20 protein-coding genes and 1 pseudogene are annotated in these 20,259 nt (G+C 62.2%); 9 read left to right on the top strand and 12 right to left on the bottom strand.

Going from position 1 to position 20,259, the window contains the following annotated elements; genetic code table 11:
- Positions 1–86 precede the first annotated feature (86 nt).
- From NKH60_RS02240 to NKH60_RS02220, 5 genes and pseudogenes are all read left to right on the top strand, one after another.
- Positions 87–875 (top strand): lytic transglycosylase domain-containing protein, encoded by a 789-nt coding sequence (locus tag NKH60_RS02240; RefSeq protein WP_352470550.1) that lies wholly within the window; start codon positions 87–89, stop codon positions 873–875.
- Entirely contained in the window at positions 872–1,123 is a 252-nt protein-coding gene (locus NKH60_RS02235; protein WP_352470551.1) for a hypothetical protein, read from the top strand. Before NKH60_RS02240 ends, NKH60_RS02235 begins: the two co-directional genes overlap by 4 nt.
- Positions 1,120–2,862 (top strand): relaxase/mobilization nuclease domain-containing protein, encoded by a 1,743-nt coding sequence (locus NKH60_RS02230; protein WP_352612549.1) that lies wholly within the window; start codon positions 1,120–1,122, stop codon positions 2,860–2,862. Before NKH60_RS02235 ends, NKH60_RS02230 begins: the two co-directional genes overlap by 4 nt.
- A 451-nt stretch (positions 2,863–3,313) precedes the next feature.
- Positions 3,314–3,573 (top strand): annotated as a pseudogene (locus tag NKH60_RS02225) (CopG family ribbon-helix-helix protein).
- Complete coding sequence (locus tag NKH60_RS02220) at positions 3,570–3,878, top strand: type II toxin-antitoxin system RelE/ParE family toxin (protein WP_352849832.1); 309 nt, start codon at positions 3,570–3,572, stop codon at positions 3,876–3,878. The pseudogene NKH60_RS02225 and the gene NKH60_RS02220 overlap by 4 nt, the downstream one beginning before the upstream one ends.
- Positions 3,879–4,065: 187 nt before the next feature.
- On the opposite strand, the gene NKH60_RS02215 is transcribed toward NKH60_RS02220, so the two are convergent.
- The 10 genes from NKH60_RS02215 to NKH60_RS02170 form a co-directional block, all read right to left on the bottom strand.
- Entirely contained in the window at positions 4,066–5,115 is a 1,050-nt protein-coding gene (locus tag NKH60_RS02215) for an L-idonate 5-dehydrogenase (RefSeq protein ID WP_352612545.1), read from the bottom strand.
- Positions 5,112–6,518: a TRAP transporter large permease gene (locus tag NKH60_RS02210; protein ID WP_352612543.1), complete on the bottom strand. Its 1,407-nt coding sequence runs from the start codon at positions 6,516–6,518 to the stop codon at positions 5,112–5,114. The genes NKH60_RS02215 and NKH60_RS02210 overlap by 4 nt, the downstream gene beginning before the upstream one ends.
- Before the next feature lie 3 nt (positions 6,519–6,521).
- On the bottom strand, positions 6,522–7,094 hold the full coding sequence (locus NKH60_RS02205) for a TRAP transporter small permease (RefSeq protein ID WP_352612542.1): 573 nt from the start codon (positions 7,092–7,094) through the stop codon (positions 6,522–6,524).
- Positions 7,095–7,238: 144 nt separating this feature from the next.
- On the bottom strand, positions 7,239–8,213 hold the full coding sequence (locus tag NKH60_RS02200; protein ID WP_023717039.1) for a sialic acid TRAP transporter substrate-binding protein SiaP: 975 nt from the start codon (positions 8,211–8,213) through the stop codon (positions 7,239–7,241).
- 51 nt (positions 8,214–8,264) lie between these two features.
- Positions 8,265–8,984: a FadR/GntR family transcriptional regulator gene (locus NKH60_RS02195; RefSeq protein WP_352612540.1), complete on the bottom strand. Its 720-nt coding sequence runs from the start codon at positions 8,982–8,984 to the stop codon at positions 8,265–8,267.
- Positions 8,985–9,131: 147 nt separating this feature from the next.
- Positions 9,132–10,037 carry a DMT family transporter gene (locus NKH60_RS02190; RefSeq protein WP_352612538.1) on the bottom strand — a complete coding sequence of 302 codons (906 nt, stop codon included), beginning with the start codon at positions 10,035–10,037 and terminating at the stop codon, positions 9,132–9,134.
- 88 nt (positions 10,038–10,125) lie between these two features.
- Positions 10,126–12,726 carry a TRAP transporter permease gene (locus NKH60_RS02185; RefSeq protein WP_352612536.1) on the bottom strand — a complete coding sequence of 867 codons (2,601 nt, stop codon included), beginning with the start codon at positions 12,724–12,726 and terminating at the stop codon, positions 10,126–10,128.
- A gap of 55 nt (positions 12,727–12,781) precedes the next feature.
- Positions 12,782–13,735 carry a TAXI family TRAP transporter solute-binding subunit gene (locus tag NKH60_RS02180; protein WP_352502597.1) on the bottom strand — a complete coding sequence of 318 codons (954 nt, stop codon included), beginning with the start codon at positions 13,733–13,735 and terminating at the stop codon, positions 12,782–12,784.
- 93 nt (positions 13,736–13,828) lie between these two features.
- Positions 13,829–15,160, bottom strand: coding sequence for an aspartate aminotransferase family protein (locus NKH60_RS02175; protein WP_352470559.1), 1,332 nt, complete (start codon positions 15,158–15,160; stop codon positions 13,829–13,831).
- Entirely contained in the window at positions 15,157–16,062 is a 906-nt protein-coding gene (locus tag NKH60_RS02170; protein WP_352470560.1) for a MurR/RpiR family transcriptional regulator, read from the bottom strand. Before NKH60_RS02170 ends, NKH60_RS02175 begins: the two co-directional genes overlap by 4 nt.
- Before the next feature lie 96 nt (positions 16,063–16,158).
- Here NKH60_RS02170 and NKH60_RS02165 point away from each other — a divergent pair, with 96 nt between their 5' ends.
- On the top strand, positions 16,159–17,007 hold the full coding sequence (locus tag NKH60_RS02165; RefSeq protein WP_352470561.1) for a beta-keto acid cleavage family enzyme: 849 nt from the start codon (positions 16,159–16,161) through the stop codon (positions 17,005–17,007).
- A gap of 167 nt (positions 17,008–17,174) precedes the next feature.
- On the top strand, positions 17,175–17,567 hold the full coding sequence (locus NKH60_RS02160) for a GFA family protein (protein ID WP_352452141.1): 393 nt from the start codon (positions 17,175–17,177) through the stop codon (positions 17,565–17,567).
- Positions 17,568–17,946: 379 nt separating this feature from the next.
- On the opposite strand, the gene NKH60_RS02155 is transcribed toward NKH60_RS02160, so the two are convergent.
- Both NKH60_RS02155 and NKH60_RS02150 read right to left on the bottom strand, forming a co-directional pair.
- Positions 17,947–18,312, bottom strand: a complete 366-nt coding sequence (locus NKH60_RS02155) for a DoxX family protein (protein ID WP_352470562.1) — start codon at positions 18,310–18,312, stop codon at positions 17,947–17,949.
- Positions 18,309–18,674 (bottom strand): VOC family protein, encoded by a 366-nt coding sequence (locus tag NKH60_RS02150; protein ID WP_352871182.1) that lies wholly within the window; start codon positions 18,672–18,674, stop codon positions 18,309–18,311. The genes NKH60_RS02155 and NKH60_RS02150 overlap by 4 nt, the downstream gene beginning before the upstream one ends.
- 383 nt (positions 18,675–19,057) lie before the next feature.
- On the opposite strand from NKH60_RS02150, the gene NKH60_RS02145 reads away from it, so the two are divergent.
- Complete coding sequence (locus NKH60_RS02145) at positions 19,058–19,729, top strand: helix-turn-helix domain-containing protein (protein WP_352470563.1); 672 nt, start codon at positions 19,058–19,060, stop codon at positions 19,727–19,729.
- A 92-nt stretch (positions 19,730–19,821) separates the two neighbouring features.
- The gene (locus NKH60_RS02140; RefSeq protein WP_352470564.1) at positions 19,822–20,253 is read left to right on the top strand and encodes a VOC family protein; all 432 of its coding nucleotides are present in this window, start codon (positions 19,822–19,824) and stop codon (positions 20,251–20,253) included.
- The last annotated feature ends 6 nt before the right edge of the window (positions 20,254–20,259 follow it).

Genomic DNA, 20,259 nt, shown 5'->3' with positions numbered 1-20,259 from the left:
GAGCCCCTGCCCTTAACGGAAGCGAACACCGTCGCAGGCTGGCGGCGCATCGGTTCTGCGGTCTGCGGGACGCAGCCCACAGAGGCATGACGACGTTTGCCGCATGTGTGATGCTCGGCTTCGTGGCGCCCGAAACTGGTGCAGCGGCTTCCTCTGCTGGTGAACGGCCGGCGCACTCCGAGTCGACGATCTTGTCGGCTGGCCCGTGGTCGCGGCATATCCGGGAAGCGTCAAAACGCTTCGCCATTCCAGAGCAGTTGCTGCGCGGCGTCATGCATGTTGAGAGCGTCGGCGATGTTCGTGCGCTTTCAAGCAAGGGCGCAATGGGCTTGATGCAGATCATGCCGGCGACGTGGCAAGAACTGCGCATCAAATACCGTCTCGGTGACGATCCGTATCAACCGCGTGACAACATTCTTGCAGGTGCAGCATATCTTCGCGAAATGCTCGACAGCTTCGGGCGCAGCGGCTTTCTTGCCGCTTACAATGCCGGTCCTGGTCGGTACACGGAACATCTCTTAACCGGCCGTCCGCTGCCACGCGAGACGGTCGACTACGTCAGGAAACTTGCGCCGCTGCTCGATGGTGCAGTTCTCACTCCGCGGCGCGCGCGGCACGGAAGGGGCAGAGCCAGCTCACTCCGTGCAACGATCTTTCCGCATCCCCATGACATTCGGAACGCCGCTGCATCGGATGGCAATGGTTATGCCGAGACGATCTTTGCGGCGATTCATTCGTCTGCAATGCGGTCGCCAATGGGCAATCCTGTTGCGGACCTGACCGCGATCGAGCCACAGCCGGGTGAAACCGATTTCCAATCGAACCACGCTGGTTCCGGCCTATTCGCTCAGCCCTCTTTAGCCATATCGCAATGATCGCCACGTTCCTCCTCAATTGCATTCCGGCCTGTTCCGTCGCGGAAATTCCGGCGGAAGGGTTGGCTGTGGATGAGAACAGAGAGATTGGCAGGATAAAGGGCCGCGAGGTGCGGCTCGGTTCGGCCGATTGTTTTCCTTACAATTTTCGTCTCATTTCGCAATGTGCTGGCACAATCAGCGATGTGCGCTATTCCCAATTTTTCAGTGTTTCAATGGAAACCGCACCTCGTGGCCGTCTAGCATGAAGCGTGACCATAGCTTTCGCGTCCGCCCTGGTCGCATCCGCTCCCGCGCCGGCCAGCGCGCACGACCCTTCATCTTCCAGGCTCTTGCGGCCACACAGCGCGCCGGCGGTCACCTTACACGCGAGGGTCGGATCACCTCCCCGCGAGCTTCAACGTTTGGCCGCGGCAGGTCAGCGAGCATCCGCGCCAGTCGCCTCATCTCTGACCGGTCACGCGGCGCCGTCGTCAAGACCCGTGTGGTACGGCAGTTCAGAGGGTCTGGGCCACTCGCTACCCATCTCAAATATCTTCGCCGCGAAGGTGTTACACGTGATGGTGAGAAGGCGAGGATGTTCGGTCCCGACACTAAAGATGCAGACCATGACGCCTTCTGCGACCGCTGCAAGGATGATCGGCATCACTTCCGTTTCATCGTTTCGCCGGACGATGCAATGGAGCTCGGCGACCTCAAGAACTTCGCTTGTGACCTGATGGCCGACATGGCGCGCGACCTCGGCACGAGGCTCGACTGGATAGCCGTCGATCACTGGAACACCGAACATCCGCACGTTCACATCCTCGTTCGCGGCGTTGCCGACGATGGCGAGAGCCTTGTCATCTCGCGGGACTACATCCGCCAGGGCATGCGCGATCGCGCGAGCGACATTCTCACCCAGACGCTTGGGCTCCGCACGGACCTCGACATCCGCCGGGCCATCGAGCACCAGGTCGACACTGAGCGCTGGACGCAGCTCGATCGCCAGCTTGTTCGTGACGCCGACCGTCATGGTATCATTGATCTCGCGCCACACCCTGATCGCCGGCCCGACGAGTTCCTGGGGCTCAAAGTCGGCCGGCTGCGGCAACTGGAAAGCCTGGGCCTCGCGAACGAGATCCGTCCCGGCCAGTGGATAGTGGTCGAAGAGGCCGAGCCCACTTTGCGCGCCCTCGGTGAACGCGGCGACATCATCAAGCGCATGCACCGCAGCCTCACTGTGCATGGGCTAGAAAAAGGGACGGCCGACTATGTGCTAGCCGCCGAAAAGATTGATGCGCCCGTGATCGGCCGACTGCTCGAACGCGGCCTTTATGACGAACGGCGCGGCGCGGCCTATGCCATCGTCGATGGCATTGATGGACGCACGCACCACATTCGCTTCCATGACCCTGATGCGGCCGGAGACTCCGACCCGGGCTCGGTCGTGGAGTTGTGCCGCGATGCGAGTGCAAATGGCGGTGGCCGGGTCACCCTCGCGGTCCGCTCCGACCTGTCAATCGAACAGCAGGTCCATGCTTCCGGCGCGACTTGGCTCGATCGCCAACTCGTTGCACGCGAGCCTGCCGAATTCGGTGACGGCGGCTTTGGTAGGGACGTAAGACAGGCACTGCAAGATCGGGTCGACCACCTTGTCAGCCGCGATCTGGCCAGGCGCGAGGGACAGCGCGTCATTCTTGTGCGCAATCTGATCGATACTTTACACGATCATGAGGTGGAATCGCTCGGTGCCCGCCTCGCCGCCCAGACGGGCCTCTCGTTCACGAAGGCTGCCAACGGCGATCATGTGGCTGGGATTTACCGGCGGCGTTTCTCGCTGGCTTCAGGCCGGCTCGCGATGATCGACAATGGACTTGAATTCAAGCTCGTGCCCTGGTCGCCGTCGCTCGAAAAGCGATTGGGTAATCAAGTCATCGGGGTCGTGTGCTCGGATATGGGGGGCGTGGATTGGAACCTGGGAAAGAAGCGCGGCATCGGGCTATGAAGGTTACAGGCGTATGCTCTATCCTGATGCTGGGAAGCCAGCACGATCGCACATTCTATTTGTACCTGCACAGTGAAGCGCCGATTGCCTCGCAAGAAACAGGGACTTTGCGCATCCTCGATTCAGTCTGGCGCCGGCAATCGCGGCACTGGCGCTGTTTGCCTTCGTCTATCACTGGAATAGCTATCTCTGGCCGCTGACCGTTCTACAGGGCAAGGCACACGAATATCCGATCGTCATCAGCCTTAGTCGCCTGCTCAGCTACAACAGAGGCGCTCTAAACACGGGACTGGTGATGGCTGGCGCGACGCTTGCCGTGCTCCCGCCACTGGTGCTCTTCGTCTTGCTGCAGCGCTTCTTTGTGGATTCGATCGTCGGCTCGGCGGTCAGGGGATAATGGATCAGCGGCGCTCTGTGCTAAGGTGTACACAGATCAACACAGGACACCGCTATGGCCGCTAGCACCACTATGACAATTCGCGTCAGTCCCGATGTAAAGGAAAGCTCGACCGGATCGCAACCGACACCCGGCGTAGCAAGTCGTTCCTCGCAGGTGAAGCCGTCGCAGCGTATGTCGATCGCGAGCTTGAAATCATTGAAGGTATCAAGCCCGGCCTTGCTGATGTCGAAGCTGGGCGCATCGTGTCTCATGATAAGGCTATGGCAGAAATTTATGCCGCGATTGATGCCGGCACGGGCCGCAAGGTGTGACGCGAGCCGTTCAGTGGTCTCGCGGTGAGCTGGACGACATCAAGGAACAGATCGCCTATATCTCGCAGGATAATCCGCGCGCTGCGCGCCTGGTAGCAGACCGGATTCTGGACGCAGGGGCCGCGCTTGGGGAAATGGCAACCGGGCGACCCGGCCGTGTATCCGGCACCTATGAAAAGCCTTTGAGCCGCCTGCCCTACATCATCGCTTATGCCGTGACCGCCAAGGGCGCCCGAGAAAGCATTTCAATTTTGCGGGTGATCCACGCAGCGCGCGATTGGCAGGACGAGGAATGGCCGAACTGAACGAAATCTCGTGACGAAGGGCTTTAAGCGCGAGCGGATTTGCTGCCAACAATTTTGACAGCAAGCTGCCGGGTATTGCTCCCGAGTTTAACCGGAGACCTGGGTGGGAGCATATACGTCGAGCCCGTTCTGAGTTTCGTCCGTTCGCAATGAGTTATGGCTGCTAACGATCTGGCAAAACCACGATTCAGTCCGCGGTCAGCACGACCTTGACACTCTGTGAACGGTCGGCGGCAAGTCGGAACGCGTCTGGGGCGCAAGAAAGCGTGCGCTCCGCTGTCATCAGCTTCAGGACGTCCACCTCCCCCGACACGATGAGATCGACCGCCCGGCCGAACTCCGTGCCGAAGCGGAATGTGCCTTTGAGGTCGATCTCCTTGGCCATCACTGCATTGGCAGGCAGCGGGATCTGGCCACCGGGAAGATTGCCGACCTGGACCACCGTGCCGCCGCGCCGGACACTGGCGATCGCCGCGGCAAGGCCGGCGGCAGTGCCTGAAATCTCGAACGCGACATCAAGCGAATCCCCGGCAGCAAGCGCCTGGAGTTCGGCGTCGCCGCCGGAAAGGTCGATCGTCCTGTCGGCGCCAAGCCGGCGGGCGAAGGCGAGCGGCGCGGCGGCGATATCGACGACGGTCAGTTCAGCGCAGCCGGCAAGCCTGGCCGCGAGCATGGTCAAGAGACCGATGGGGCCGGCACCGAACAGGACGACGTTGCGGCCCCTGACGTCGCCCACCCGCGCGACGGCGTGCAGGCTCACCGCCAACGGCTCGGCAAGTGCGGCCGCCTGGTAGGCCACGTCAGATGGAACCTTGAAACATTGCGCGGGCGTGGCGTCGAACAGGCTGGCGAATCCGCCCTGCATATGCGGCGTCTTCGATGCCGAGCCCATGAAATAGATGTTCTCGCAGAGATTGGCGCGGCCTTCCAGGCATCGCGCGCAACGCCCGCACCAGCGCGACGGATTGACCGCGACATGGTCGCCGATGCCGAGGCCGGGCGCGGCGCCGTTGATCTCGACGATTTCGCCTGAGATTTCGTGGCCGAGGACAAGCGGCGAAGTGACGACGAAGTCGCCGGTACGGGCATGGCGGAAATAATGCAGGTCGGAGCCGCAGATGCCCCCTGCCCCAAAGCGCACCCGCACCATGCCTGGTGCCAGCGGTTCAAGCGGACGCTCCACGACGCGCAGGTCCTGCGGGCCGAACAGCGTCGCGGCAATCACCTGACCACTCACCGGATCAAGCCCATCTCGGTCGGCAGCCAAAGCGTGATGGCGGGTATGAAGGTGATCAGAAGCAGCGCCACGACAAGCGGCACCAGCCACGGCAGGATCGCCATGGTGGTGCGCTCAACCGAGAGCTTGGCGACGCGCGACAACACAAAGAGCACCATGCCGAGCGGCGGGTGCAAAAGCCCGATCATCAGGTTGAGCGTCATGATCAGCCCGAAATGCACAGGGTTGATGCCGTAGACGGCGGCGACCGGCAGCAGGATCGGCACCAGAATCGTGATCGCGGCGATCGTATCGAGGAAGCAGCCGACCACCAGCATCAGGATGTTGACCAGGATCAGGAAGACCCACTTGTTTTCGGTGAGCGCGAAAATGAAGTTCGAGAACAGCTGTGCTGCCTGGCTGACGGTGAGCAGCCAGGCGAAGATCGATGCGGCGGTGACGATGAAGAGCACCGAAGCGGTCGTCTCGATCGTGTCAAAGCTGGCCTTGGCAAGCAAACGCAGCGTCATCGTGCGGTAGCGCACCAACCCGAGGAAAAGCGACCAGATCACAGCCGCCATCGCCGCCTCGGTCGGCGTGAACCAGCCCATCGTCATGCCGCCGATCAGGATAACCGGCGTCATCAGCGCCATGACCGCGGAGAAATCGAAATACCAGTCCGCCACGATCAGCACCAGCAGCGCTATGCCGACCGCGATATTGATCGACAGGCCAAGCTGCACCAGCACATAGCAGCCAATCGGAAAGGCAGCCACCACCAGCACCTCGCCCGCCGCTTCGGCCAGCCGCCGAAGCTCGAAGGATGTGTCGGAGCCCCAGCCGCGCCTATAGGCGAAGATAGCGACCGTGATCATCATCAGCACGGTCATGACCACGCCGGGCAGGATGCCGGCCATGAACAGCGCGCCAATCGAGACATTGGCCATCATGCCGTAGATGACGAAGGGCAGCGAGGGCGGAAAGATCGGCCCGAGCGTGGCGGAAGCGGCGGTAACCCCGACCGCGGCGTCGATAGGATAGCCGTGGTCCTTCATCGCCTTGATCTCGATAGTGCCGATGCCGGCGGCGTCGGCGAGCGCGGTGCCCGACATGCCGGAAAAGATCACCGATCCGATGATGTTGACCTGCGCCAGGCCGCCTTTCATCCAGCCGACCAGGGCAAGGGCGAAGGAATAGATGCGCCCGGTGACGCCGGCGATGTTCATGAGGTTGCCCGCCAGGATGAAGAACGGAACGGCGAGCAGCGGAAAGCTCTCCACCCCGGCGATCATGCGCTGGGCCGCGATGATATCGGGCGCGACGCCGTAGATGACGAGGTAAAGGATCGAGGCGGCCGCCATCGAAACGGCGACCGGCACGCCGATGAGCATCAGGACAAGAAAGCCCCCGACCAGAAGCAGCATCGCTCAGACCCCCGCCGTCTCGAACGCGCCAGGACGCTCGAGCACCGAATAGCCGCGCCTGTAATTGCCGATGAAGACCTGGATCGAGCGCAGAAGCATCAGCACGAACCCGGCCAGTACGGCGTAGAAGAACCAGCGCCGCGGCAGGTTGACGGTGACCATGCGCTCATGCGCCACGATCGTGACGTAGCGCCACATCAACCAGGATCCGTAGCCGAAGAATGCAATGCGGATAACATCGACGGCGAGCGCCAGCCAGCGGCCGACGCGCTCCGGCAGATAGTGGTAAAGCACGTCGACATGGATATGGCGCGAAAGGCGCACGCACATGGCGGCGCCCAGAAAAACGACGACGACGAGCGCGTTGATGGCGATCTCCTCGGTCCAGGCAAGGCTGTTGTTCAGCGCATAGCGGGTGAAGAACTGCAGGAAGACACACACGACCATGCCCCAGAAAACGGCAAGCGTGATCCAGTCCTCGACGCCGTGGTCCGACAGGTCGACGTGTACCGGCACCTCCTCGAAGGCGTGCGCGATCTCTTCGACGGTGATCTCGATGTGGTGTTCCTCGGCCATCGGCGCGGGCTCCCGAAGCTGGTGGGTCGTCAAGGATTGAAAAGGCCGTCCGGCGCAATTTGGAGCCGGACCGAAGAGCAGGTTAAAGCAGCAAATCCGATTGCCGCTCTATCCTCTTGATCAAGCATCTGATTTCCCGGTGCCCTACTTAATGGCGCGGATCGCTTCCCAATCGGCCTTGTTGTAGCCGAACTCCTCGAAGGTGACCTTCTCCAGCACATTCTTCTCGAAGTCGGCACGGTCGACATCGGTTACGCTGATGCCGCGGTCCTTGAATACCTGCACCAGTTCCTTTTCGCGGGCGACGATCTTTGCCGTGGCGCGGGCGGCAGCCTCCTGCATCACCTCGGTGAAGATCTTCTTGTCCTCATCGGAAAGCGAGGCCCAGCGCGACGCCGATATGATGGTGTTTAGATGATCGACGATATGGCCAGTGAGCACGATGTTCTTCTGCACCTCGTAGAATTTCTTCGCCTCGATAGTGGTCAGCGGATTCTCCTGGGCCTCGACCGTGCCGTTCTGCAGGGCCAGATACACCTCGGCGAAGGCAATCGGCGCCGTGTTGGCGCCGCAGGCACGCGGCATGGCCAGATAGGCCGGCACGTCGGGAACCCGCATCTTCAGGCCCTGCATGTCGGAGCACTTGGCGATCGGCCGATTCGAGGTGGTCTGCCGCGTCCCGTAATAGGTGGTGGCGGCGATGTGATTGCCGGTCTTGTCCTCATAGCCCTTGGTCAGGGCCTTGTAGACGTCGCTCTTGGTGTATTTCAGCAAATGGTCGGCATCGCGGAAAGTGTATGGGAAATAGGTGACGCCGATCGGTGGATATTCGCGCGCCGCGAAGCTCGATCCGGAAATGATGATGTCGACGGTGCCGAGCATCAGGCCCTGGTTGATGTCCGCTTCCTTGCCAAGCTGCGAGGCCGGATAGACGTCGATGGCGTAGCGGCCCTGGGTGCGCTTCTTGATTTCGTCGGCCGCCCACACGGATTCGGTGTGGAAGGGCTCCGTCGTCTCGTAGACATGTGCCCATTTCAGGACCGTTTCCGCCGAGGCCGACGCCATGGGTATGGCAATTGCGGCGATCGCACCGAGCAGAACTGCGTATTTTCTCAGCATCTAATTCCTCCCTGGTTGAACTTGACGGCCGGATCTCCCCCCGGCCAACTGCTATTCCGCAACCTCCTTGGCTGCGGCTCTCTCATCGAAATTGCGTGAGAATCTGATTTGCGACTGGCGCAGATGCTGCTGCATGGCGGCCTTGGCCCGCTCGGGGTCGCGCGCGGCAATTGCATCACGCACGGCACGATGTTCCTTTGCCGCGACCTGCCAGGAATCGCTGGTCTCGAAATAGATCGACAGGCGTTCGAAGTACGGGTTCATGCGCTGGTCGAAAAGCTCGCCGATGAAGCGCACCAGCACCGCGTTCTCGAGAATGCCGGCGACAGCGGTGTGGAATTCCCGGTCGAGCGCAATGGTCATCTTGTTGGGGTGACGCATGGCCTCCATCCGGCGCAGCACGTCGTCGAGCCGTTCGATATCTGCAGGCCGGACATGGAGGGCCGCTTCGGCGGCGATCGCGCCTTCGACGAATTCGCGCGCGCGCAACAGCTCGAACGGGCCTTCCTCGACTTCGGGTTCGGAGGCGGGGGCGCTCGGCGGATCGGTGACGTAGATACCCGAGCCGACGCGGATGCGTATGCGGCCTTCGACCTCCAGCGCTATCAGCGCTTCACGGACTGTCGGGCGGGAAATTCCGAGCTGGTCGGCCAGATCCCGCTCGGTCGGCAGGCGGTCGCCCACGGAAAACTCGCCGGCATCGATCAGCTGCCTGAGCTGATCGGCGACCTGTCGGTAAAGCCGGCGTGGTTCAACGGCCTGGATCGGCATGTGCGTTTAGTTCCCTCCCGGGCCAACCCTGGTACATTGGTCTGACCCATTGACCGCAGCTTAGACAGAGGACGCGGAGAGTCAAGCTCGATGGAACCGTGGCCCGCACAACCGGAACGCGGCGGCATTGCGCAAGCATTCCATGCGTCAGCGCCGTCCCCCGCGAATGACCAGGACGTTCCCGGCGGCGACGAGGGCGAGCCCGGCGACCGCGTAAGCGGTCCAGGCATAGCCTTCCAGCGCCGTGGAGATCAAAAGCGCAAAGACGGGAAATATGACGGTCGCATAGCCGGCGCGGGCGCCGCCAATGCGTCCGAGCAGCGTCAGGTAGGCGGCGAAAGCCATGACCGTCGATATGACGGCGAGGAAGACCAGCGAGCCGATATAAGAGGCGGTCGTCGCGAACACGAACGGCTCACCAAGCAGGAAGGCCAGCAACGCCGACCACAAAGTGCCATAAAGCATGCCCCAGGCGCTCGTTGAAACGAGCGGCAGGCCGCGGCGCTGGTTGGCGACGGAGACGAGATTGCCGGCGCAGAAGCTCAGCGTGCCGCAGAGGCACAGAAGAAGACCCACCAGCGTGCCGCCGGAAAGCCCGTTGGCGGCGATTTCGGGAAAGAACATCAGCGCTATTCCGGCGAAGCCGATGGTGCCGCCGGCGAGAATGCGCGGCGCCGGGCGCTCGCCGACGACCAAGGCAGCGAGCAGCATGTTGATGACCGAGGCGAGCGAGAAGACGACCGAGAGCAAGCCGCTGACGAGATAGCCGGCGCCGTAATAGAAAAACAGGAAGTTCGACGAGAAGATGAGGATGCCGAGCACAGCAAAGCGCAAATGATCGGTGATCGGAAAGCGGAGCCGCCGACCGGAAAAGCCCGCCCAGGCAAACATCAGCAGCGTGGCGATGGCGAAGCGCCAGACCAGATTGACCTCGTTCGACACGCCGCTGCCGACCTGAAGTTCGATCGCGAACCACGATGCGCTCCAGGCAATGACCGTCAGCGCGTAAAGCCCGTAGTCGACCGGTTCGAAGGGGCGGTCGCGCGTCGTCATGCGCATTTCCACGTTAGCCGGTTCCGCCGCGCCGTTTGGTTCTCTTGTTACTGACATGCTGGCCAACACTCTTCCGCTCACAAGACGCTTACAGACCGATTGTCCTCCTTCGCCGCTTCTGAACCCAGAAGACGAGACCGAGCAACAACAGGGCCGGGATGGTAAACCAATAGCGCGATGGCCGTTCCGCAGGGACTAGCACCTGGTTGATTTCGTCGCCGGGCTGCAGGCCGAATTTGGCTGCCTGGCTGCCCAGTCGCACGACGCCGACCGTCACGCTATCGCCAAGCGCACTGACGTCCAGGCCCGCCGCCTTCAGGCGTTCGGCCGATGAATTTGCAGGCCCGAGCTGCAGCCGAACCAGCTTCGATATCTCATCGCCGTTGAGGTTCAGTGTCGTCAGGCGCAAGCGAACCGCGCCTGCCTCGGCCGTCTCGTCGACGATACGGCTGAGTTCGGTGGCGGGTACTGCCCGATACGGTTCACTCACCTGATCGAGCAACAATCCCGGCCTGAATAAGATGAAACAGGCCACAAGCAACGCAATCGTCTCGTACCAGCGGTTGCGCACGAGCATCCAATTCTGCGTCGCTGCTACAAACGAGACCATGGCCAGCGTCGATGTCGCCACCATCGCGACGAAATCGAACGGACCTTCGAGATCGACCATCAGCAGTCCGGTGTTGAAGATGAAGATGAACGGCAGCAGGCCGGTACGGATCTCGTACTTGAAGCCCTGAATGCCGGTCTTCACCGGATCGGCGCCGGAAATTGCAGCAGCAGCATAAGCTGCCAGACCCACTGGCGGCGTCACGTCCGCCATCAGCCCGAAATAGAAAACGAACATGTGGACGGCGACCAGCGGCACGGCAAGATCGTTCTGCGCCGCCAAATCGACGATGACCGGCGCCATCAAGGTGGCGACGACGACATAGCTCGCAGTGGTCGGCATGCCCATGCCGAGAATGATGCAGATCACCGCGGTGAACAAAAGCATGACGATGAAGCTGCCGCCCGAGATGAATTCGACCAGCTCGGTCATTACCAGCCCGATGCCCGTGAGCAGAACCGTGCCGACGATGATGCCGGCCGTCGCAGTGGCAATGCCGACCGTCGTCATGTTGCGTGCGGCGGCGGACAGCCCACCGACCAGATCGTCGAAACCGTGAAGCCAATGCTGCGCCAGCGCGCGGTCCTTGCGGAAAAAGGCGGTGAGCGGCCGCTGCGTGACGATCAGCGCCATAAGGGCGACAGCGCCCCAGAATGCCGACAGGCCGGGCGACAACTCCTCCACCATCAGGCACCAGATCAGCAGGATCACAGGCAGCAGAAAATGCAGGCCGGTGCGTGCCGTCTCGCCGAAGTGGGGAATCCTGACGATCTCGCCCTCCAGATCCTCCAGCGGCAGGTCGGGATAACGCGCCCGGTAGGCGACAAGGCCGATGTAGACGGCGATCAGCGCGGCAGTGATCATCCAGGTCGCGGCCGCGCCGAAAACGATCTTCGTCCAGCCAATGCCGTAATAGACAAGCCCTGCGAGGACGATGAAACCGCATACGCCCATCAGCCCGCGCAGCGCGCCCTGAAATGCGGAGTGCGTGCTGCGTGACGGCAGGCCCTTCATCCCCGTCTTCATCGCCTCGATATCGACGATGTAGAACAAGGAGCCGTAGGTCAGCAGCGCCGGATAGAAGGCGTGCTTGACCACCTCGGCATAGGAGATGCCGACATATTCCGCGATCAAGAACGCGGCGGCGCCCATCACCGGAGGCATCAGCTGACCATTGACGCCGGCCGCGCATTCGATGGCGCCCGCCTTCACCGCAGAATATCCGACCCGGCGCATCAGCGGGATGGTGAAGGTTCCGGTGGTCACGACATTGGCGATCGACGACCCGGAAATCATGCCGGTCAGGCCGGAAGCCACGACACCGGCCTTGGCCGGACCGCCGCGGTATCTGCCGAGCAGCGAGAAGGCAAGCTGAATGAAAAAGCCGCCGGCGCCGGCGCGCTCCAGCAATGTTCCGAACAGAACGAACATGAAGACGACGTTGGTGGACACACCGAGGGCAACACCGAAGACCCCCTCCGACGTCAGCCACATCTGCGAGGCTGCGCGCGATAACGTCGCGCCCTTATGGCCGAGCAGGCCAGGTAGGTGAGGCCCGGCAAAGATATAGATCAGCATGCTCGCCGCGATGACGGTGATGGCAGGCCCGACGGCGCGACGGGCGGCCTCGAGCAGGATGAGGACGCCGGCGATCGAGACGACCAGGTCAGCCGTAGTAGGAAGACCCGGCCGATGGGCGATATCGCTGTAAAAGACCAACAGATAGAGGGCGGACGCCGCCCCGGCGATGCCTAGCACCCAGTCGGGCAGCGGCACCCGGCTGCGCGACGAGGTCTTGAAGGCCGGAAACGTCAGCATCGCCAGAAACAGGGCGAAGGCCAGATGGATAGAGCGGGCGATGCCGTCGCTGACGACACCAAAATTGAGCATGAACGGAAGGGACGAGGCATACCAGAGCTGGAACAGCGACCATGCCAGCGATACGCCGAGGATCAGCTTCGCGGTGCGGCCGGTCGGCTTGCGCCCACCGGTGTCGGCCTCGGCGACGATCTCGCTAAGCTTGTCAACGTCGATAACGGGTTGGTCAGGCCCTGCCGCCCGCTGGCTTTGATCTGTCATCGTTCCCCACAATTATTTGCAATGCGAGGCGCCTGTGGCGCCTCGCATTGAAGGCCTAGAGCCACCCCTTCTCCTTGTAATAGCGCTCCGCGCCCGGATGCATTGGCGCCGACAGACCGGTCTTGATCATCTCCTTGGGATCGAGATTGGCGAAAGCCGGATGCAGTTTCTTGAAGTCGTCGAAATTTTCGAAGACCGACTTCACCAGTTCGTAGACCACCTCATCGGGCGTGCTGGCATTCGTCACCACGGTCGCGCGGACGCCGAATGTCGTCACGTCGTCCGGATTGTTGGCGTACATGCCGCCCTTGATGGTGGCGACTGAATAGTACGGATGAGCTGCCAGCAGCGCGTCCACTGCCGGACCGGTCAGCGCGATGAGTTTGGCACCACAGGCCGTGGTCGGATCCTGGATCGCCGCGGAAGGATGACCAACGCCATAGAAGAAACCGTCGATCTTGTTGTCGCACAGCGCGCTGCCCTGCTCGTCCGCCTTCAGCTCCGCGGCAAGCGAGAAATCGCCGAGCGTCCAGCCCATCTGCTTGAGCAACTCCTCCATGGACGAGCGGGTGCCTGACCCGGGATTGCCGACGTTGAAGCGTTTGCCTTTGAAGTCCTCGAATTTGGTGACGCCGGCGTCTGGCCGCGCCAGCACGGTAAACGGCTCGGGATGGACAGAGAACACGGCCCGCAGATCCTTGAACGGCTTGCCGTCGAAATTTCCGGTCCCCTCATAGGCCTGGTACTGGACGTCCGATTGGGTCAAGCCGAAATCGAGGTCGCCCGTCTGGATGGAGTTGACGTTGAAGACCGAACCGCCGGTCGACTCCGTCGAGCATCGGATGCCGGTTTTCTGCCGGTCCTTGTTCATCAGTCGGCAAATGGCGCCGCCGACGGCGTAGTAGACGCCGGTGACCCCGCCGGTGCCGACCGTGACGAAGCGCTGCTCGGCTCCGACGGATGGCAGCGCCAGCAGCATGCAGGCCGCCGCGCCGATCAGGGTTTTCATTGAACTGTACATGGTTGCTACCTCTCTGGTGGGTGTCCCGGCCCGTCGCCGATGACGCGTTGGAACTGGTTGAGGCGGTCCGCGTCGTGCGGCTCAGGCCGCTGAAGCGATCGCAGCGTCGATCGCCTCACCGAGCCGTTCGACGATCCGATCGATATCCTGTTTGGAAATGATGAATGGCGGCGCCACAAGCACATGAACGCCCCGCACACCATCAATCGTCCCGGCCATCGGATAAATCATCAGGCCGCGGGCCATTGCTTCGCGCTTGATGCGGGCGTTGAGTTCAAGCCTCTGGTCGAATGGTTCCTTGCTGGCGCGATCAACCACCAGCTCGATTCCCCTGAATAGACCCCGCCCGCGAATGTCGCCGACGTGATGGTGGTTATCGAAGCGTTGGTGCAGGCGTTCGTCCAGCTGCGCGCCCATTGCGCTGACGTTGTCGAGCAAACCGTCACGCCGGATGACCTCCTGCACGGCAAGGCCGGCCGCCGCTGCCATTGGATGGCCCATATAGGTATGTCCATGCTGGAAGAAGCCCGAGCCTTGGGCAAAGGCATCGAATATATGCCGGCCGAGCAGCACCGCGCCAATCGGCTGGTAGCCACCGCCGAGTCCCTTGGCGATGGTCAGCAGGTCGGGAGCGATGCCGTCCTGCTCGCACGCATGCAGCGTGCCGGTACGGCCCATGCCGCACATCACCTCGTCGAGAATGAGCAGCACGCCGTAGCGGTCGCAAATCGCGCGAATGTGCTTGAAGTAGTCCGCGACCGGCGGCACCGCGCCGAGCGTGGCACCCACCACCGGCTCGGCGACAAAGGCGATGACCTCGTCCGGGCCGAGTTCGAGGATCTTGTCTTCGAGCTGCTGGGCGGCGCGCGCCGCATAGGCTTCGTCGCTTTCGCCATGCTTTTGATAGCGATAGGCGTAACAGGGGTCGATATGGTGGGTCTCGATCAGCAACGGCCTGAACTGGGCGCGCCGCCATTCGTTGCCGCCGGTGGCGAGAGCGCCGAGCGTATTGCCGTGATAGCTCTGCCGGCGTGCGATGAGATGGCGCCGTTGCGGCTCGCCTTTCTCGACAAAATATTGCCTGGCCATCTTGAGCGCGGCCTCGACCGCCTCCGAGCCGCCGCTGACCAGATAGACGTGGTCCAACCCTTTCGGCGCGTCCTCGACCAGCCGGTCCGCCAAGCGCTCCGCCACCTCGGTGGTGAAGAAGCTGGTATGGGCGTAGGCGATGCGGTCAAGCTGGGCGTGCAGCGCGGCAATCACGTCGGGATGGCCGTGGCCGAGACAGGACACGGCCGCGCCGCCCGATGCGTCGATGTAGGACTTGCCCTCTGCGTCGAACAGTTCGATGCCTTGGCCGCGAACGGCGACCGGCAGCGTCGAGTGGATGGTTCGATGAAGAATGTGTGTCATCGACGGTCCCTCAGGGGCATTTTCTTCGGCGCACGCTGGTTCAGGTGGGTCTTGAGGGCGGCGCCCTGCTCATCGAAGCGTCGCAGCGATTCAACGGCGCCCTCGCCTGCCTGTCCTGCGACAAGAGCACCGAGGATCTCAGCAACGATGAAAGCTGGCGTCATGGTGTGGAAAAAGGACGGGCTGCCGGTCGGCACGACGACCAGGTGATCGGCAAGCAGCGCCAAGGGGGCTACCCCGCTGTCGGTGATCGCAATGACCGGTACGCCGCGGCCGGCAGCATACTCGACAAGCTCGATGGTGAAGCGCGTGTAGGGCAGGACGCTGGCGGCGATCAGCACGTCGTCCTTGGTCGCATGGGCCAGAGCGTCGCCATCGGTTCCGCCGATGCCGTGCAACAGCACCGACTTCTCGCCGATCAGCGACAGGATGTAATGCAGATGCCAGGCCACCGCATGGCTCGAGCGCAGGCCGAGGCAATAGACGCGCCTTGCCGCACTCAGCGCCCTGGCCGTCTCGACCAGACGGTGGATCGACCTGCTTTCGGCGAGATGGGCAAGCTGGCTGGAAATCGAATCCAGAATATCGGCCGCCAGCGCGTGGTCGCCCTTGAGCTTTTGGCTGGCCACCTGAAGGCCCGCCTTGCCGGCGAAACCGATTTCGCCGTCCCGGATCGCGGCGGCGTAGATATCGCGTACCGCCTCGTAGCCATCAAGGCCGAGATGCTGGGCCAGCCGCGTCATCGTCGCCGGCTGCACTCCTGCGTGCCGGGCCTGCTCGCGCATGGACAACAGCGCGACATCATACGGCTTGTCAAGGACATAGCGCGCAGCGGACCGAAGCTGCGCCGACATGCCGTCGAAGGCAGTGACGATCTGTCCAGCAAGCTCTCCCTGGTCCATGGATATTGCTAGCTCGCCAGCCCAGCGATTGCAACGTCTGTTTCAGTGTGATCAAAGATTGATTCATATGAATCTTGTCGCTCACAGAACGTCCCCATGAAGCCGGCCACTGGTCTCGACCGCATCGCCATAGCCGTCGCCCCGAATGGGGGACGTCGCAGCAAGGCCGACCATCCGGCGATTCCACTGACACCAGCCGAACTTGCGAGGACGGCCGCGGAATGCGCCGATGCCGGTGCGGCTATGATCCACGTCCATGTCCGCGACAGAAGCGGCAATCATCTGCTCGACCCCGACGCCTACCGCCAGACGATCGCCGCCATCCGCGGTGCTGCCGGCGACCGCTTGATAATTCAGATCACCTCCGAAGCGCTCGGTATCTATTCGCCGGCCCAACAGATGGCCGTCGTACAAGATGTGAAGCCGCAAGCTGTCTCGCTGGCGCTTCGCGAAATCGTTCCTGATGCCGGATCGGAACTCGCCTGTGTGCGCTTCATGGCCTGGCTGCACACCGAGGGGGTTGCGCCGCAGATCATCCTCTATTCGCCCGAGGAGGCCGTCAGGCTTTCGGACATGCAGCAGCGCGGACTGATCCCCTGGGCAAGCATACCGGTTCTCTACGTGCTGGGCCGATACACGCCGGGACAGGCGTCCGTTCCTGCCGATCTCCTGCCATTCCTCGCGGCGAACATGCCGCGCTTCGACCATTGGAGCGTCTGCGCCTTCGGCCGCAACGAAGCGGCGTGCGTGACCGCCGCCGCGTTGCTTGGCGGCCATGTCCGGGTCGGCTTCGAAAACAATCTTTTCCTTCCGGACGGCAGCATAGCCTCGTCCAACGCCGAACTGGTAGCGACCGTCGCACGCATACTCGCCGACTGCGGCGTCAAGATCGCCTCGGCCGCCGAGTTGGCGGCTCAATGGAACGCGCCGTTTCGTTCCATATGACAAACCAAAGCCTATTTTCGGCGGCAAGCTCGCGCAAGACATAGAGAGGCGGCTGCAATGTCATCGCCACGGAAGAACGACGTGTCCCCGCCCGCGGCGCGGCGATTGCAACAACAGTGCCGGTCGTTGTAACCATTCCGGCCGCTTGATATTGGAGGAGACGCAGCATGGACCGATTCACCGGCGGTTGCCTGTGCGGCAACGTCCGAATTGTCGCGTCAGGGCGCCCATACCGGGTCGGCCTTTGTCACTGTCTCGACTGCCGCAAGCATCATGGCGCCCTTTTTCACGCTTCCGCGATTTTTCCTGAGGATGCGGTGACGATCGACGGCGAAACACGCGACTACGCCGGGCGGTTTTTCTGTCCCCGCTGCGGCTCCTCCGTTTTCGGACGCACCGCAGACGAAATCGAAGTAAACCTGGGGTCCCTGGATGCGCCTGACCAGCTGATGCCAACCTACGAAAGCTGGATCATCCGACGCGAGTCCTGGTTGCCGCCGTTTCCGCTCACCAGACGGTACGAGCGCGATCGTGACGCCACGGGTCGCTTTGAGGAATAGGTCGCAGGAACGGTGCCGAGGAGGCAACGACATCAGAACATGGATTTTCACAGGCCGCCTGCTCACGCCGCTAAAATGTGAACTTGCATGCTTACAAGGTGCGCTGCCTTCATCCACATTGCCCCATGGGCATTCGTGAGCGCCTAAGGCGACCCGTGACAGCCAAGGCGCCGGACCTTAGAGGAGGATCGCAGGGGATGGGATTCATCGTCGCGATCCTGACGCAGGCTTTGTACAGAGCGCCGCGTTCAAAGCTGGCCGTTTAGGAGGTCACGCCGGAAGATCGGCCTTGCGGAAGCCATCAACGAAATGCCCAAGCAGCGCAGCGTCGTGGAATGGCTCTGTCGTGGTCCAGTGGCCCGCCGCCTCGAAACGATGATCACAGGCTAGTGGTCGCGGCGACAATCAACCCGCCCAAGACGGCGACATTGATGGTGAAGCCGGTACGAAGCGCTTCGCGTTCATCGCCGCTGTAGCGCCAGAAGTTGAGCGCCATGAACGACGCCGCAATGGTGAATACGGCCAAGGTCGCGGCGGGAAAGGGTCCACCAAGGCCCGCTGCTAGGCAAAAGCCGCCTGCGATCTCCAGCACCGATCCGGCCGCGAGAAGAGGCCTGGGAGCAGGAAAGCCCCGCTCGGCCAGGGACGCTGTAACTGCCCGGAACCTGAGGAAATGCTCGGCGCCCGCCCAGATAAAGACGCCGCCGAGCAAAACCAATCCAAGGTGGTGGAGGAACGCGATCATTCCTTGCTGCCGTCCTCGGTGTAAACCGCTAGCTCGTAACCATCCGGATCCGCGAAATGAAAGCGCCGGCCGCCGGGGAACCCATAAATCGGCCTGACGATCGTGCCTCCCGCTTCCTCGACCCGCTTGACCGTTGCCGGCAAATCATCGGCATAGAGAATGACGAGCGGGCCTCCTCCGGACCTCGCTGGGCCAGCGGCGAAGCCACCTGACAAGCGCCCGTCGTTGAACTCGCAATATTGCGTGCCGTAGTCAGTGAAGGTCCAGCCGAAGGCCTGTCCGTAGAAGTCGCGTGACCGCTGAATGTCTTTCACGTTGAATTCGACGTAGTCGATCCGTTGATCGTTGTTGTTGCTCATGATGCATACCTCTCGTGTGATGTACGACGGCGAAAGATAAGCACGCATCTCGCCTGCCGGATTGAACAAAACGGCCATCGACGTATGGCTTCACACGGCGCCGCCGAGGCGATGCATCTGACATGATTATTCACCTACCCTCTTCCTTCCGGCCGGAAGAAACAACCGATTCTTGCAACCGTTTTCGATTGGCAGACGTTGTCGGTCGTGCAGATTGTTGTCTCGAGCGACGGCGGGCGCAGCCACTGCGTCGTAGGTTCACCGCCGGTAATCCGAAGAGGAGCGAGATGAGCGATCCCGTCCCAGCGCAGGCAACGGGTTCATTTCAGCAACGTCCAGCGTCGGCGCGGCTTCACGGGAGCTTTGCTTCGGTGTGGGCGCATCGAATGGACCCGGCGGGCGCACCGCCAATCGTCGTCATGCCCGATGCAACGATCGACCTGCAATGGATCGGAGGCAGCTTCCGAATTGCCGGCCCCGACAAGGAGCCGCAGACCGAGGTCCTGGCGGCAGGCGAGATCGTGATCGGCTTGCGCTTTCATCCTGCCACGGCGGCGGCATGGCTCGGCGTGCCACAAATCGAGCTTGTCGGCCAGAGGCTGTTGCTCGACGATTTATGGGGCGCGCGAGCCCGGCGCCTCGCCAGCCGCGTGCGCGCAGGCGACAATCTCGAGGATCTGGCCTGTTCGCTCGAACAGGTCGTCGCCGAGGAGGCGGCCTCCCGCGCGCCAGACGTTCCCATGCAGGCGGCATATCGCCTGATCGAGCGCGGGCCGCCACCCGACGCGCCGCTCGTCCCTTGGTTGATGCGCGCACTCGAGATGAGCGAAAGGACGTTGCGCCGGCGCTTCGACGAGAGCTTCGGCTATGGCCCCAAGACGCTTGACCGTATCCTCCGCTACCAGCGCTTTCTGCGGCTTTCGAGCCAATCAAACAGCGCCACGGCCATCCTGGCAGCCGAGGCGGGCTATTCCGATCAGGCGCATCTTGTCCGCGAGAGCCGACGCCTGACGGGAAGCACCCCGCGACAGATTCATCACCTGCTGCAGAACGGGTGAAACCACGTCGCGCTCTTCATTGGCCGTTTTGTTCAATTCGTCACTGTCGCCCGACTTTATCCTGGTGTCTCCGACAACCAGAGGAGATCGCCATGAAACCGCGCATTTCGGTTTTGACTATCGCTGTCGCCAACCTCGAGAGTTCTCTGGCGTTCTACCGCGACGGTCTCGGCTTGCCGACGGAAGGGATCATCGGCCGCGAGTTCGAGCATGGCGCCGTCGCGTTCTTCACGCTGTCCGGCGGGTTGAAGCTCGCGATCTGGGCGCAGGACGACCTCGCCTACGACACTGGCCTGCCCAAGGCGCCGATCAGCTCGACCTCGTTCACAGTCGGACACAACGTTGTGCGCCGCGAAGAAGTCGATCAAGTGATGGATGAGGCCGCTCGCGCCGGAGCCGAGATCATCAAGCCTGCCCGGGACACGTTCTTTGGCGGATATGCCGGATACTTCCGCGATCCGAACGGACACCTGTGGGAGGTCGTCTGGAACCCCGCCAACATACCGAATGAGGACGCTCTCTGAGGGCAG

Origin of the sequence: Mesorhizobium sp. M1006 (assembly GCF_040318825.1) — a bacterium.
GTDB lineage: Bacteria > Pseudomonadota > Alphaproteobacteria > Rhizobiales > Rhizobiaceae > Mesorhizobium.
This window is presented reverse-complemented; position numbering and strand designations above follow the sequence as displayed.

Coding starts and splice junctions, on each gene's coding strand:
- NKH60_RS02170 (WP_352470560.1), bottom strand. CDS start 16,062: ATGGACCAGGGAGAGCTTGCTGGACAGATCGTCACTGCCTTCGACGGC.
- NKH60_RS02200 (WP_023717039.1), bottom strand. CDS start 8,213: ATGCTGAGAAAATACGCAGTTCTGCTCGGTGCGATCGCCGCAATTGCC.
- NKH60_RS02175 (WP_352470559.1), bottom strand. CDS start 15,160: ATGACACACATTCTTCATCGAACCATCCACTCGACGCTGCCGGTCGCC.
- NKH60_RS02180 (WP_352502597.1), bottom strand. CDS start 13,735: ATGAAAACCCTGATCGGCGCGGCGGCCTGCATGCTGCTGGCGCTGCCA.
- NKH60_RS02165 (WP_352470561.1), top strand. CDS start 16,159: ATGAAGCCGGCCACTGGTCTCGACCGCATCGCCATAGCCGTCGCCCCG.
- NKH60_RS02235 (WP_352470551.1), top strand. CDS start 872: ATGATCGCCACGTTCCTCCTCAATTGCATTCCGGCCTGTTCCGTCGCG.
- NKH60_RS02155 (WP_352470562.1), bottom strand. CDS start 18,312: ATGATCGCGTTCCTCCACCACCTTGGATTGGTTTTGCTCGGCGGCGTC.
- NKH60_RS02190 (WP_352612538.1), bottom strand. CDS start 10,037: ATGACGACGCGCGACCGCCCCTTCGAACCGGTCGACTACGGGCTTTAC.
- NKH60_RS02160 (WP_352452141.1), top strand. CDS start 17,175: ATGGACCGATTCACCGGCGGTTGCCTGTGCGGCAACGTCCGAATTGTC.
- NKH60_RS02210 (WP_352612543.1), bottom strand. CDS start 6,518: ATGCTGCTTCTGGTCGGGGGCTTTCTTGTCCTGATGCTCATCGGCGTG.
- NKH60_RS02195 (WP_352612540.1), bottom strand. CDS start 8,984: ATGCCGATCCAGGCCGTTGAACCACGCCGGCTTTACCGACAGGTCGCC.
- NKH60_RS02240 (WP_352470550.1), top strand. CDS start 87: ATGACGACGTTTGCCGCATGTGTGATGCTCGGCTTCGTGGCGCCCGAA.
- NKH60_RS02145 (WP_352470563.1), top strand. CDS start 19,058: ATGGACCCGGCGGGCGCACCGCCAATCGTCGTCATGCCCGATGCAACG.
- NKH60_RS02230 (WP_352612549.1), top strand. CDS start 1,120: ATGAAGCGTGACCATAGCTTTCGCGTCCGCCCTGGTCGCATCCGCTCC.
- NKH60_RS02140 (WP_352470564.1), top strand. CDS start 19,822: ATGAAACCGCGCATTTCGGTTTTGACTATCGCTGTCGCCAACCTCGAG.
- NKH60_RS02185 (WP_352612536.1), bottom strand. CDS start 12,726: ATGACAGATCAAAGCCAGCGGGCGGCAGGGCCTGACCAACCCGTTATC.
- NKH60_RS02205 (WP_352612542.1), bottom strand. CDS start 7,094: ATGGCCGAGGAACACCACATCGAGATCACCGTCGAAGAGATCGCGCAC.